The sequence below is a fragment of the Streptomyces sp. T39 genome (assembly GCF_008042045.1).
Taxonomy (GTDB): Bacteria; Actinomycetota; Actinomycetes; order Streptomycetales; family Streptomycetaceae; genus Streptomyces.
The window spans coordinates 47,577-59,747 of record NZ_RDBP01000019.1; the positions used below are offsets into that span (position 1 = coordinate 47,577).

The following is a 12,171-nucleotide window of genomic DNA, read 5'->3' on the forward strand; positions in this document are numbered from 1 at the left end:
GTCGCTGCGTACCAACGAGCACTTGAGCGTGTCCGGGCCAGTCACTATGGGCGGCCGATGGGCGAAGTGCGCCGGGCTCTCCTGGAGGAGTTCGAGGCTGAAGGGCTCCAAGTGTGGAGCGAGGTAGTAACAGATGCGGCGCGCATCATCGCTGGTGATGCGGACTGAAGTCCGGTGCCCTCAGACCGTTCCGACGTTCGCTTTAGTGAATAGTCGAGATCGGCACTAGTCCATTATCTGTCGTTATGCGTCACCTGACGGCAGTAGCGGACGGCAACGGCGGCGAAGTTCGCCGCCGTTGCTGTGCGCGGTCAGGGGCGGTCGAGGGCGTTCCCGAGCGTCGTCAGGGCCTCCCGTTGGAGGCGGAGGCGTACGTAGGCGTAGACAGTGGCGGTGACGCCGATGTGAGCGTGGCCGAGGAGTTCCTTGATCACGACGAGTTCGACGCCCTGTTCCAGGAGCAGGGTGGCGGTGGAGTGCCGGAGGTCGTGGAAGCGGATGCGGCGGAGGCCGGCCGTGCGGAGGAGCGTGATGAAGGCGCGGGTGAGGTTAGTCGGGTCGATCGGCCTGCCCTGCACCGTGGTGAACACGTGCCCGTCGCGCTGCCACGTGGTGCCCACGGCCTCCCGCTCGCGCTTCTGCTGCTCGTGGTGAAGCTTCAGCGACTGGACGCAGCGGGTGGGGAGGGCGATGCGGCGCTCGGAGGCGCGTGTCTTGGTGGGCAGCGTGGTGAGCCCGCCCGCGTTGGTGCGCTGGAGGGTTCGGCGGATGGCGGCGGTACCGGTGTCGAGGTCGAAGTCTTCCAGCGCAGGCCGAGGAGTTCGCCTTTGCGGAGTCCGGTGTGGAGGGCGAGTTCGAACAGCGCGCGTAGCCGGTGACCTTGCGCGGCGGTGAGGAACTGTCGGGCTTCGTCGGCAGTGAGGGGTTCGAAGCGGCGGGGCCGTGCGGTGCCGGTGCGGACGTTGCGGGCAACGTTGCGCGGGATCTCTTCCTCGCGGACGGCATGCTCCAGGGCGGACTTGAGCACGGAGTGGATGTAGGTGAGCGTCAGTGGGGAGAGCAGCTTGCGGCAGCACTGGCCGGCGGCGCAGCAGCCGGGCTGGTCGCGCCGGGCGTCGATACCCCGCGCGCAGCACTGGCAGGTGGTGCGGAGCTGGTTGAGCCAGGTGCGGACGTCCTTGGCGGTGAGCTTGGTGAGCTTTTTCTTGCCGAGGCCGGGGCCGAGGTAGCGGCTGACGCAGGTGGTGTAGCGGGTGTGGGTGTTCTCGCGCAGGTGGTGGATGGCGACGTTCTCCAGCCAGTACGTTCAGGTACGCGGCGAGGCTGCCCTGCGCGGAGGGCACGGGGAGGCCGCGGTTGCTGGCGGAGATCTTCTCGGTGAGCTTGGCCAGGGCCTCCTTCCGGGTGGTGCCGTAGACGCGGACGCGCTTTTGGGTGTTGCCGGGGGCGAGGACGTATCCGGCGGCTTCCCAGCGGCCGTCCTTGCGCTGGTAGACGGTTCCGTCGCCGTTGGCGCGCACGCGGCGGGAGGCGGGTGTGTCGCGGGATGTGGTCATCAGGCGGCTTCCTGTTCGAGTCGGGCGTGGATGAAGTCGGTGAGGGCGTGGGTGGGGATGCGGCGGGCGCGGCGGAGCGTGATGGAGGCGAGCTGGCGGTTGCGGAGCAGGGCGTAGACGGCGGAGCGGCCGAGCTGGAGGCGGGCCATGACCTGGGGCACCGTCAGCAGGTCCAGCGCTGGCTCTGTCTCCGGGTGGAGGACAGCGGGCGGGGGCGAGGTCATCAGCAGCCCTCTTCGGCGATGAACCGGCGTTCCAGTTCCCGGCGGTGCCAGACGTGGGCGGCGAGGAGCGCGCCGCCGGGGCTGTAGCCCGAGCCCTGGAAGGCCCAGTGGCCGACGACGAGGGTGGTGTCCGGGGCATGCTTGGGCAGGCCGGCGTGGGCGCGGGCCTGTTCAATGCGCCAGGCGCGGCGAGCGGCGCGCAGCGCGCCCAGGGTGGTCGAGTAGGCGCGGGACTTGGTGCCACGTGGCGCAGGTCCAGGGTGACCATTCGGGGCGTGTCCCTTCTGTCGGGGTGCCTGTTCAGAGTTTCTTCACTTAATTCAAGGGTGGCCCGCTGACGCGGGCCGCCGCGCGCCGGCGGTCGGTGACCGCCGCCTGCTCCTGTCTGCCGCCCCGCTGGCGACGGCCGCCGACCACTCGGCGCGCAGGGCCCAGGGGTATAGGCCGGACTGTCAATCGGAAGCCCCGCTGTCCGACCACTCAGCAGCAGACCGGCCGGATCCCCCGAGAAGCCGTACGGCGAGCTCGTACCGTGCAGCGTCGACGCCCCGGCGGAGCTGTCGTCCGGAACGCGGCCGTTGTGCCTGGCTGGGACCGTGACGAGGGAGATAACTGGAATGCTGCCGGCGCGGGGTTGAGCGAGACACACGTGACGGGTGATCGGTTGGCGCACCCGCCGTCGTGGCTAACTTTCGGGGGCTGAGGCCAGAACCTCACAGTCATGGGCGCGGCGCACACGTGAAGACCCGTCCCTGCCGGGGCTGACGAGTGCGGGGGAGCCTCGATCGGCCGCGCCCGGCAGGGACGGGAGTCGGGTGGGTCAGCGCGGTGCGGCGCCTGGGCGAGCGGTTGGGTCACGTCTGGCGCCAGGTCCGCCACGGGCGGGTGATGATCTCCCGGTGGGTGTGGTGGGACGGGTTCTGGCCGCAGTGCCGCAGTACCCAGTCCTGCGGTTCGGCGAAGTCCCCGCTTGTCGGCGAGGTCTCTCCGTCCACGGCGCACTGCATCGCGTACAGGACCGCCTCCGCGTCCGGCTCGCAGTCGGACTGGAGCGTCCAGGTCTCGTAGCGCAGTACCGAGCGAGGGGTCACCGTCCCCACCTCCGGTTGGCCACGGCCACCTTCGCGCTCAACTCCTCCGTCGGAGTCGGCGTACGTACGTCCTCGGGCGGCACGTCCCACTCTCGGCCACCGCGTGGCGGTCGAAGTCACGATCCGAGCCACCGAACTGGGGACGTTCATCCGTACCGAGCTGGGGCATTCCACTCGTACGCCGACACCAGGGCGTCTACGCCCGCGCCGCCGCCCTCGTCCACACCCTCGGTCGGCTCCGCTGGCTGGAGCACTCCAATCTCAGCGCGGCGTGTGCGGTGGCGGTGATGTATCTGGAGGCGAGCGGTATACCGGTGGCTCCGGACAGGGAGCAACTGTCCGCCCTCGCGCACGAGCTGTACGACCCGCAGTGCACGGCGGAGCGGATCGCCATGCTGCTGAGGACCTGGAAGGTCTGAGCCGGCCCGAGACGGCTGCTCCAACCAAGCACCGGCCTGCCGCCCAACACAGCCCCGCGCCCCACCTCAGCCCTACAGCTCCACGAGGAGAACGACGCGGTCGGCCCCAGCGTCGAAGCCGAGCACGGGATGGCCGTAGCCGCCCTCGGGTTCCATCAGCACTGGCTTGCCCAGCCGCCGCATCTGACGAAGGACGTCGCTGAACGCGTCGAGGCGCTCCTGGCCCTGCAACTCCGGCAGGTCGACGTCGAAGTCGATCTCCTCGTCGGAGTAGAACCGGAAGATCGCAAGCACACCGTCGACCGGCCAGACCTCCAGATTCGGGCACTCGGCTCCCGCCTGGCGGGACAGCGAAACGGCCGCCGGAGGCGTCTCGAGCATCGACTCCCCCTCGGAGTACTGGTGATTCCAGCCCTGCTCCACGACAAGATCGTGAACCGCCTGCGAGTCCCCCACCGAGGCACCCGGGCCCGCACGTCCGGCAGCGACCCCATCGAGTCAGGGTCGAGGAGCCAACACACCTCGTCCCACAGCAGATAAGCTACCCCGCCAGGCTGCCCGTTCCACTGATCCGACGCACCTTCATTTCCCCGAGCGGCATGCCGGATGACGTCGTCCCACACCCCTGACGGCGAAGGGCCGCGGTTCGCCCTGCTGGGGCCGCTACGATGACGTCACGTCAAAGAACGGTTTATTCGCGTCCTATGTAACGGGGCCCCTGTGCGCATCACCATCACCGTCGATCAACCCGACTCCGCGTTCCAGGAGAAGCTGCTCGCGCTGCTCGCCGAGCAGGCCGCGCATGTCGAGTTGGACGCGACATGGACTCGGGAGCGGGCCGAGGCGTACTACCGCTCGCTGCCGAGCCGGGCGCGGCGGATCGTCGCGCTCGCGGTGGCCGGTGACGGGTACGTCGCCTCGGACGATCTGCGGGGCGAGGAGACCACCAGTCTGCGCGGTCACTCGGCCGCGCTGAAGCGACTCCTCCAGCGGGGCGCCCTGCAGGGGCTGTGGCCGGAGAGCATCCAGCCGCCCATCACCCCGCAGGGGCCCGGCTTCGGCAAAGTCGCCGGATACGCCATGGACGAGGACCTGGTGCCCGTCTTCTTCGCCGCGCTCACCGGTGTCGAGAACGAACACGAGGAGTGGACGCGGCAGCGGATGACGCAGAAGGAGGCGCTGGAGCAGGCCGTTCGTGCGCACGGCGCAGGCGGCACCTGGGACACCCGGCGGGCCGTGACCGCGCTCGCGGCGGCCGGCCATCAGGTGGCCGACAAGCGCGCCCGGCAGATCCTCCGCGACCTCGCCGAGGCGGGAGTGCTGGTCACCGCGGACTCGGCTGGCGGCCGTGCCGTCTACCACGCGGCCGCACACTGAAAGGCCGCTCTGAGCCCGTGAGTCGTCCCTCTCCCCCGGGCTGCCGGGCGCCCTGTGGCTCCTGTGGCCTGGTCCCGGCGACTGTCCGAGGCGTCTGGCACGATGCGCCCCATGCGTACTGATGACCAGGTCGGCGAAGACGTTCCCCCGGAGTTCGCGACTGTTCTGCGCAGGGGTGACGACAGCCGTCACGTGCTGATCGCTGCCTGCGTGTGCGCCGAGTGCGGCGGCCGGGTGTTCTCCGTGATGGTCAACGCGTCCGGAGCAGAACGCGCCTGCATCAGCTGCGGGAGCCGGGCGTTCCTCGCCGACAGCGAGGAGTATTGGAGCGAGGAGTGCTGGGAGGACGACGAGCCGGTGCGGCCTGCTGCCCCTGCGAGAGCGAGGAGTTCGAGGCCGCGGTCGCGTTCTCGCTCGGCGCCGACGGAGAGGTCCGCTGGGTGGCGGTCGGCCTGCGGTGCACCCGGGACGGCTTCTGCGGAATCTACACCGACTGGAAGATCGACTACGGCCCCACAGGTCACCTCCTGACCTTGGTCTAGCGAAGACGCCCGGGCGACGGTCCGCGCGGCCAACGGCTCGGTGCCCGCACCCCGGGAAGGGGGACGGGCACCGAGCCGTTCAAGGACTACTTGCCCAGCAGCTCGCTCAACCGGCGGCGGAACTCGGCACTGGTCTCCGCGGCGAGGTCTTCCGCGAAGGCCTCGGCGCCGCCGACGAGTTCGACGTAACGGGCCAGCGCGGCCTGCCGCTGACCGCTGCGCGTCAGCTTGTCGAAGGCGATCTCCATCGCCGCTCCCCCGTCGTTCCACGGCATCTTGATCTGGGGCTTGGCCGCCAGCTCGGGTCGGGGATCCGGGACCTGTACCGTCTCCGGCTCATCCACCGCGACCGGTGTTGCGCCGCTCCCCTCCCCCGCTGCCGGCTCCGTCATTACGCCGTAATGAACGCCCTCGCCCGTCGCGGGCCCCGGCGCGCCGCCGTTCGACTCCACCGCAGCCTTCGTCGTAGGCACCTGGGCAGAGGGAGCCGCGGGTGCCGGAACGGCCGCCTTGCGCTGCTTCTCGCTCTTGAGGCGTTCGAGGTGCGCCTCCTGCTCCTCGGGCTTCTTGTTCCCGACCCGGCGCAGGAGTTCGGCGGGCTCCTCCCCGGCGACCAGTTTCTCCTGGAGCTCCGGCGTCAGGCCGAGGAGGGCGAGGCGCTGGGAGACCCATCCCTGCGAGCGGTGCAGCCGGGCGGCGAGCGCTTCCTGGGTGCCGTGCACGGCGAGGAGTTGTTGCAGCGCGCGGGCCTCGTCGAGCGGGTCGAGGTCGCGCCGGTGGATGTTGGCGACGAGCGCCGACTCCAGCACCTCGTCAGGATTGGTGCCGAGGTCCTCGTTGAGGGTGACCTTGATGTCGGCGAGCCCGGCCTCGCGGGCTGCCGCCAGGCGGGAGTTGCCGTCGATAGCGACGTACTTCGTGCCGGCTTCGAGCTGGTCCTCCCGGCCGGGGTTGGCCTCCAGGTAGGAGAAGCGGGACATGATGCTGATGGCCTGCTTCTGCCCGTGGTCGCGCAGGCTGCCCGCGAGCTGCGACAGGTCGCCCAGTTCCGAACGGGGGTTGCTCGGGTTCAGGCTGATGAGCGCGACGGGGAGCGTCACCGGCGGCGGGGTGCCCTCGGTCGGTGCGTTCGTCGCGGCGTTGATGGCCTGACGCCGGGCGCTGACGGACTGGGTCTGTGCGAAGGAAGCGCCCATCCCCAGCTTGGATGCCTTGCTCATACGATCTCCCGTGCCAGCGCGCGAAGGGCGACCGCCTGGGTGCAGCGCGGGGCGTAGGCAAGCAGCGGCTGCTTCATCCGGACGGCTTCCTTCTGTTCCTTCAGGTCCCCGATCAGTCCGACGACGCGCGGATCCCTTATGGCCATCCAGCTCTCGAGGGAGGAGGTGGCGATGAAGCCGCGGCGGGCGTCGTAGTGGTTGACGACGATGCCGAGGTAGTCGAGTTCGAGGTGCATGTCCGCGCGGAGGTCGCTGATCTGCGCGGTGAGGAGTCCGTAGGCGTCGGCCGAGCTGTCCTCGGCCTGGACGACGACCAGCACACCGGAGTTCCCCGGGGCCTCGCCGTCGCGGCGCCGGCCATAGTAGACGGCGGCGTCCATGCTCAGTCCGAGGCTTGGCGGGCAGTCGATGAGGATGACGTCGTAGTCCTCTTCGAGCGGCATCAGAGCCCGTTCGAGGGCGGCTTCACGGGCTCGTACCCCGGACAGCTTGACGTCCAGGAGGAAGGCGTCGGTGCACGACGGCAGAAGATGCAGCCGGTCGCCGAAGCGCTCGTCGTCGACGGAGACGACGAGGTCCTTGAGCTTGCCCTTGGAGTCTCCCGCCATGTGCTTGGTGAGGCTGTCGCCGTCCAGCGGAAGGAGTTCGTGGCCGAGCTGCTTGGTAAGGTGGCCCTGCGGGTCGAAGTCGACGAGCAGCACGCGCAGGCCGAGGCCGGGCAGTTGCTCGTGCGCGGTCTCCTCCCCCGTCGCGTCGTCAGCGCCGGCGCGCGCGTTGGCGAAGTGCTTGGACACCCCGACCGCGTGCAAACGATCCGGGTCCTCGGCGAGAGCCTGGCCCGCGCCCGCGGTGACGGCGGTCTTGCCGACGCCGCCCTTCTGGTTGCAGACGATCATCCGCTTCACGACCGTGGGGCGCTGCACTCCTGGTGCCGGGTTCGTCTCCAGCCACAGGGAGATGGACTGTGCGAGTCCCTGCACCAGGGACACGCCTCGGGCGGCGCAGTCGCTCCGGAATCCCTCCCACTGCCCGGACGGCAGCCAGGTGGAGAAGGACTTGGCGCCGGTGGTGTCGATGGCGGAGAGGTTGGCTCCGAGGCCGCGCCAGGCGCTGATGCCTTCTTCGACGGCGTGCTGGATGTCGATGCCCCGCTGGGCGGTGCGGATCTTCAGTTCTTGCTGAAGCGGGCCGGGCAGCTTGGAGACAACCTTTTCCCGGTCCCCGGATGATGGCGACGTCATGAGGACACCTTACTAACCTCTAACATCAAAAGCTGCATCGACGCGTTACCAAGTGTGTCCTGACACGCCTTCAGGAAACGGGCCGTTCTTCATTACGCCGTAATAACGTCATGGACGGCGGCCCGAGTCGGCCGGCCCCCCACTCCCCCACCAGGCCCTGCACAGGAACCGGGCCCTGATGATGGAATGGCTGCATGAAGGCTGAGTATTGCTCGACCAGGAACCACATCACGGTGTGGCACGACCGCGCGCTGCCGTCGGGCCCGGAGCAGATCGGGTTGTGGACGGTTCTGCGCGGCTCGCTCCTGCCGATCCTCGTCTGGAGCGCCATCGCCTGCGCCGCGTACGTCGTCTACAACCCGCTCGCGGGGATGGTTCTCGGAAGGATCTTCGCCTTGTTCTTCTGCCTCGGCTTCGGGCTGCGCCGCAGGGCAGGACACTCGGTCCGGTGCAGCATGCAGGGTGCCGTGGGCGGCCTCTTCGACAAGTCCATGGCCGGGTTCTGAAGCCCGCCGCCGACGGCGGCACCACTTATTACGCCGTAATGAAGGTGCTCGGGCTCGCGGAACTGGCGCCGACGCCACTGTCGGTGCCGTCGGAGATGATCACGGGCATGACGGCGACCGCCGCCGAATACCTGTGGTTCGAGCACAACTTCTCCGAACTCGCTAACGCCTACTGCATCACCCTGGTCCGGGGGCTGTCCCCCGCGGACGTCCTCCATCGTCTCGACGGCCGCCGGGAACCCCCGCGGACGGGCGCGGACGAGGCGGACGAGGCGGCGTACGACCTTCTGTCCGCAGACGATTCCCGGCAGCTACTCGCCATGACGACCGTGGGCGGCTGGACGCTGATCATCGAGCCCAACGGATACCTCGGGGTCAGCGAGGAGTGGGCCCTGCCGGCGCCCGCGGGCACCCGATGGGTCTCGCACTTCGTGAACATCAACGGCCTCGACGCGTTTGTGTGGGCCGAGGACACGACGAAGTGCCTGTGGTTCGAGCCGATGTTTCCGGACGAGCGGTTGGGCACGACCCCGGACGGACTCCTGCAGCCCATGCACGGCGTCGGCTTCCAGTTCTGGGCGGAAACCTCCGACACCGCCGACTCCCTGGCGGGCCCGGCGGCGTTCGCACTCGCCGGGTATCTGACAGGCGTCCGCGTCACAGCGGAGCTCCTGCGGGAGACCACGTTCGTCTGCGGCAGCGCCACGTGCAGGTGACGTGGCAGGAGGGCCCTCGTATTACGCCGTAATGAAGGCGGTCGCGCGGGACGTCCGCTGCTTCGGGTGTGACGGACGCAAGGGGAATGCTCCCGAGGGGCTGCATGTCACGTGTGTGGCACGAGGGCCCGGCCGATCGAACCATTCCGCACGGGGGTAGGTCTTCAGCCCTGACGTCACGACGCGGAGAGGGACCGATGGAGCCTTTGAGGGAGCCGGAGCAGCTTGTCGCCGGTGAGTTCCGGCTGGTGGCGGAGCTGGGCCGGGGCGGTATGGGGAGGGTGCTCCTCGGCGTCTCTCCGGACGGTCGGCTGGTGGCGGTCAAGCTGGTCCACGAGGAGTTCACGCAGGACGGCGGGTTCAGGGCGCGCTTTCGTCGTGAGGTCGAGGCGTCCCGCCGGGTCTCGGGCGCCTACACGGCAGCCGTGGTCGGTGCGGACGCGGGGGCGTCGCAGCCCTGGCTGGCATCGGTGTTCGTCCCCGGGCCCACGGTGAGGACGGTCGTGGAGCGGACCGGCCCGCTGCCCACCGCGTCTCTCCTGCGGCTGGCCTCCGGACTCGTCGCGGCCCTCACGGAGATCCATCGCGCGGGCCTGGTCCACCGGGATCTGAAACCGTCGAACGTCCTGCTCTCCGCCGACGGTCCCAGGGTCATCGACTTTGGCATCGCCCGCGCCGCCGACTCCGGTGACGGTACGGAGATCACCCGGACCGGTCTGGTCGTCGGCTCCCCCGCCTTCATGTCGCCGGAGCAGGCTGAGGGGCGCCGGCTCACACCCGCGAGCGATGTGTTCTCCCTCGGGGCGGTGCTGGTCCGGGCTGGCACGGGACACAACCCGTTCACGGGGGACTCGGCGCTGATGACGCTCTACAACGTGGTGCACGGCGAGCCCGACCTGACGGGCATGCCGGGACTGCTGCGGGAACTGGTCGAGCGGTGTCTGGCCAAGGATCCGGTAGCGCGGCCGGATCCCGGAGAGATCATGGATCTCCTGGGGCCCGTCCCGCCGTCCGTGCGGCCGTGGCCCGACGACGTCCATGCGCTGATCGACGCGCAGCACACGGAGATCGCCCGCGTACTGGGGTTCCCCGGGGCTAGGGACGTCCGGATTGGGGACGGCGAGGCGACCGTCACCGGCACTCTGCTGATGCCGCCCGAACCGCCTCCCGCGTGGCGCCGGCTTCCCGGCAGGCGGACGCTGCTGCTCGGAGGGGTCGGTGGTGCCAGTGCGATCCTGGCGACGGCGCTGGTCGTGGACAAGCTCACCGGGCCGTCGTCACGGAAGGGGTCGCACCCGACCCCTTCACCGACCTCCGCGTCGCCGGAACCCTCCGTGTCGGCGTCCCCCGGTAGCCGGTCCCGAACGGACATCCGCCTACACCCTCTCGGCGACGTTTCCGAGCTATCTCACCGCCGTCCGCTTCAGCCGGAACGGTCGGCTGCTCGCCGTCGGGGACCGCACAGGTGCCGTGCTCCTCTGCGACGCCACGACCCTTGAAGTCACGTCACCGCTCGTGGACGGTGAGTACGGCACCACCGGCGACGTGACGTTCTCCCCGGACGGCAGACTCCTCGCCAGCGTCGACGAGGACGCGACCATCATGCTGTGGGACGTACAGGGGCGCACGAGAACCGCCGAGCTCCGAGGCCTCAAGGAACAGGAGAACGCCATCTCGTCGTATTCGCTTGCATTCAGCGGTGACGGCGGGACCCTCGCCCTGGCCTCGAATCGGACGATCACGCTGTGGGACGTCCGCACCCGTGCCAGGATCGCCACGCTCCGGCAGCCCCTGGACCACACCGACCCTGGATGGGGTGACCTCGACGGGGTCGTGCTCACCAACCGCGGCCGCACGGCGATCACCGTAACGACCTCCGGCAACCTGCGCTTCTGGGACGTCGGACGGGGCACGATCACGGCAACGATCGGTGCCTACGCCGGCCTGGCTTCCCGTGATGTCGCGGCTACCCCCGACGGCAAGCTGCTGGCTGTCGGCGGCGACGGAACGGTCGGACTCTGGGAGGCCGCCAGCCGCCGGAAGGCAGACGAACTGGTCCTAAGCTCGGACGAGGACATCGTCTCCCTGGCGTTCAGTCAGGACGGGACACTCCTGGCGGGGGGAAACCGGTCCGGCGAGACGGGCGTATGGTCCACCCGCACCGGCAAGCTCCTTCGGACGTTTAACTCTGAGAGCGGTGGAGGCGGGACACAGCTCGGCAGGGCCATCGCCGGGGCGTCCCCGACCTCCGTCGATTTCAGTCCCGATAGGCGCAGCCTCGCGGTGGGCTACTACCACCACATCGTGCTTTGGAAGCTGCCGTGACGAACCGGGGCTCAGTCGTCCGCAAGAAGCCTCACCGCGATGCCGGTGAAGGTGCCGGCAGCCGAGCCCGTCGGCGACCGCGGTGAGCACCAGGTCGTCGGGGGTGATGAGATCCGCCTCGGCGCCCCGCCGCTCCTGGGCGGTATCGAAGCGGGAGAAGCTCGTGCGCATCTTCGCCGAACTGCTCCAGGAAGCCGTGGAGGCTTGCCGCCCTAGGGGGTCGGGGCCGTGCTGGAAGCCCCGCTGCCTCGCTCCGGCCAGCCATAGGTCGGGCTTGGGCCGCGCGCTGGCCAGGCTCGTATTACGCCGTAATACGAGCCTGGCGGTGGGGATAGGAACACGATGTTCGCTGCTGGCTGCTGTCGGGGAGGGGCGGAGCTCTTTGGACCCGAAGTGTCGGCACTGTGGTGCACTGCGCTGATGAGTTTGTCGACGAGGCCCCGGACTTCCTGGGGGAGTGCCCGCTGTTCCGCGAGAACCTGGAGAGGATCGTCGCCGAGACGGAACCGGTGCGGAGGGTCGCGGAACACTGGTCGGCGATCGAGGACCGCTTGACGACCATCGAGGAGGCTGCGAGGCGCGTGGGCGCTAGGGGTGGGGGAGTGCTCATCTGGTGACGGGCGCCGGCAGGCACCGTGCAGAGGTACTGCGGCAATGAGGCGGGCTGCACGCCGTCGTATTACGCCGTAATGAAACTCGAGCAGCTTCGCCTGGAGGAGTGCCTTCGGCAGGCGGGACCGACGGGCGCTCCACTGGACCGCGGGGCCGGCTTACCTCTTCTCTGCCGTCCGCGGCGGCGGCGCCATTACGGCGTAATGAAGCTTGGGAGGCAGCTCGGACGGGGTGTCCCCCTGCACGGAGGCCGCGAACCCGCCAGTAACGCAACCATCGCGCCGTATCGGGTGTCCCACCATCAACCGGACCCCGAGCCGAGTGTCGTCACCGACAGCGGCC

12 protein-coding genes and 3 pseudogenes are annotated in these 12,171 nt (G+C 69.4%); 8 read left to right on the forward strand and 7 right to left on the reverse strand.

Features of this window, described 5'->3' with window-relative positions; translation table 11 throughout:
- Window positions 1-311: 311 nt before the first annotated feature.
- From EAO77_RS19520 to EAO77_RS19535, 4 genes and pseudogenes are all read right to left on the reverse strand, one after another.
- Window positions 312-1,556, reverse strand: a pseudogene (locus tag EAO77_RS19520) (tyrosine-type recombinase/integrase).
- Window positions 1,556-1,780 (reverse strand): helix-turn-helix domain-containing protein, encoded by a 225-nt coding sequence (locus EAO77_RS19525; protein WP_147989582.1) that lies wholly within the window; start codon window positions 1,778-1,780, stop codon window positions 1,556-1,558. Before EAO77_RS19525 ends, EAO77_RS19520 begins: the two are co-directional and overlap by 1 nt.
- A complete protein-coding gene (locus tag EAO77_RS41040; RefSeq protein WP_315986101.1) occupies window positions 1,780-1,992 on the reverse strand; it encodes a hypothetical protein in 213 nt (70 codons plus the stop codon). The genes EAO77_RS19525 and EAO77_RS41040 overlap by 1 nt, the downstream gene beginning before the upstream one ends.
- Window positions 1,993-2,634: 642 nt before the next feature.
- Window positions 2,635-2,880: a hypothetical protein gene (locus tag EAO77_RS19535; protein WP_147989583.1), complete on the reverse strand. Its 246-nt coding sequence runs from the start codon at window positions 2,878-2,880 to the stop codon at window positions 2,635-2,637.
- Window positions 2,881-3,056: 176 nt separating this feature from the next.
- Here EAO77_RS19535 and EAO77_RS19540 point away from each other — a divergent pair.
- Window positions 3,057-3,290: pseudogene (locus tag EAO77_RS19540) on the forward strand (fic family toxin-antitoxin system, toxin component); the annotation flags it as partial.
- A 72-nt stretch (window positions 3,291-3,362) separates the two neighbouring features.
- On the opposite strand, the pseudogene EAO77_RS19545 reads toward EAO77_RS19540, so the two are convergent.
- Window positions 3,363-3,784: pseudogene (locus EAO77_RS19545) on the reverse strand (hypothetical protein).
- 226 nt (window positions 3,785-4,010) lie between these two features.
- Here EAO77_RS19545 and EAO77_RS40130 point away from each other — a divergent pair.
- Complete coding sequence (locus tag EAO77_RS40130) at window positions 4,011-4,667, forward strand: hypothetical protein (protein ID WP_187283314.1); 657 nt, start codon at window positions 4,011-4,013, stop codon at window positions 4,665-4,667.
- A gap of 335 nt (window positions 4,668-5,002) precedes the next feature.
- Window positions 5,003-5,209 carry a hypothetical protein gene (locus EAO77_RS40135; RefSeq protein WP_261994036.1) on the forward strand — a complete coding sequence of 69 codons (207 nt, stop codon included), beginning with the start codon at window positions 5,003-5,005 and terminating at the stop codon, window positions 5,207-5,209.
- An 86-nt stretch (window positions 5,210-5,295) separates the two neighbouring features.
- On the opposite strand, the gene EAO77_RS19560 is transcribed toward EAO77_RS40135, so the two are convergent.
- Complete coding sequence (locus EAO77_RS19560) at window positions 5,296-6,429, reverse strand: ParB/RepB/Spo0J family partition protein (RefSeq protein ID WP_147989584.1); 1,134 nt, start codon at window positions 6,427-6,429, stop codon at window positions 5,296-5,298.
- Window positions 6,426-7,670: a ParA family protein gene (locus EAO77_RS19565; RefSeq protein WP_147989585.1), complete on the reverse strand. Its 1,245-nt coding sequence runs from the start codon at window positions 7,668-7,670 to the stop codon at window positions 6,426-6,428. Before EAO77_RS19565 ends, EAO77_RS19560 begins: the two co-directional genes overlap by 4 nt.
- A 194-nt stretch (window positions 7,671-7,864) precedes the next feature.
- Between EAO77_RS19565 and EAO77_RS19570 the strand changes: the two genes are divergently transcribed.
- From EAO77_RS19570 to EAO77_RS19590, 5 genes are all read left to right on the forward strand, one after another.
- Window positions 7,865-8,176 carry a hypothetical protein gene (locus EAO77_RS19570; RefSeq protein WP_147989586.1) on the forward strand — a complete coding sequence of 104 codons (312 nt, stop codon included), beginning with the start codon at window positions 7,865-7,867 and terminating at the stop codon, window positions 8,174-8,176.
- A 38-nt stretch (window positions 8,177-8,214) separates the two neighbouring features.
- The gene (locus tag EAO77_RS19575) at window positions 8,215-8,892 is read left to right on the forward strand and encodes a DUF6461 domain-containing protein (RefSeq protein WP_261994037.1); all 678 of its coding nucleotides are present in this window, start codon (window positions 8,215-8,217) and stop codon (window positions 8,890-8,892) included.
- Between the two features lie 197 nt (window positions 8,893-9,089).
- Window positions 9,090-10,391, forward strand: coding sequence for a serine/threonine-protein kinase (locus EAO77_RS19580; RefSeq protein WP_147989587.1), 1,302 nt, complete (start codon window positions 9,090-9,092; stop codon window positions 10,389-10,391).
- The gene (locus EAO77_RS19585; protein ID WP_187283315.1) at window positions 10,363-11,217 is read left to right on the forward strand and encodes a WD40 repeat domain-containing protein; all 855 of its coding nucleotides are present in this window, start codon (window positions 10,363-10,365) and stop codon (window positions 11,215-11,217) included. The genes EAO77_RS19580 and EAO77_RS19585 overlap by 29 nt, the downstream gene beginning before the upstream one ends.
- Window positions 11,218-11,621: 404 nt before the next feature.
- Window positions 11,622-11,834 carry a hypothetical protein gene (locus tag EAO77_RS19590; RefSeq protein WP_147989589.1) on the forward strand — a complete coding sequence of 71 codons (213 nt, stop codon included), beginning with the start codon at window positions 11,622-11,624 and terminating at the stop codon, window positions 11,832-11,834.
- The last annotated feature ends 337 nt before the right edge of the window (window positions 11,835-12,171 follow it).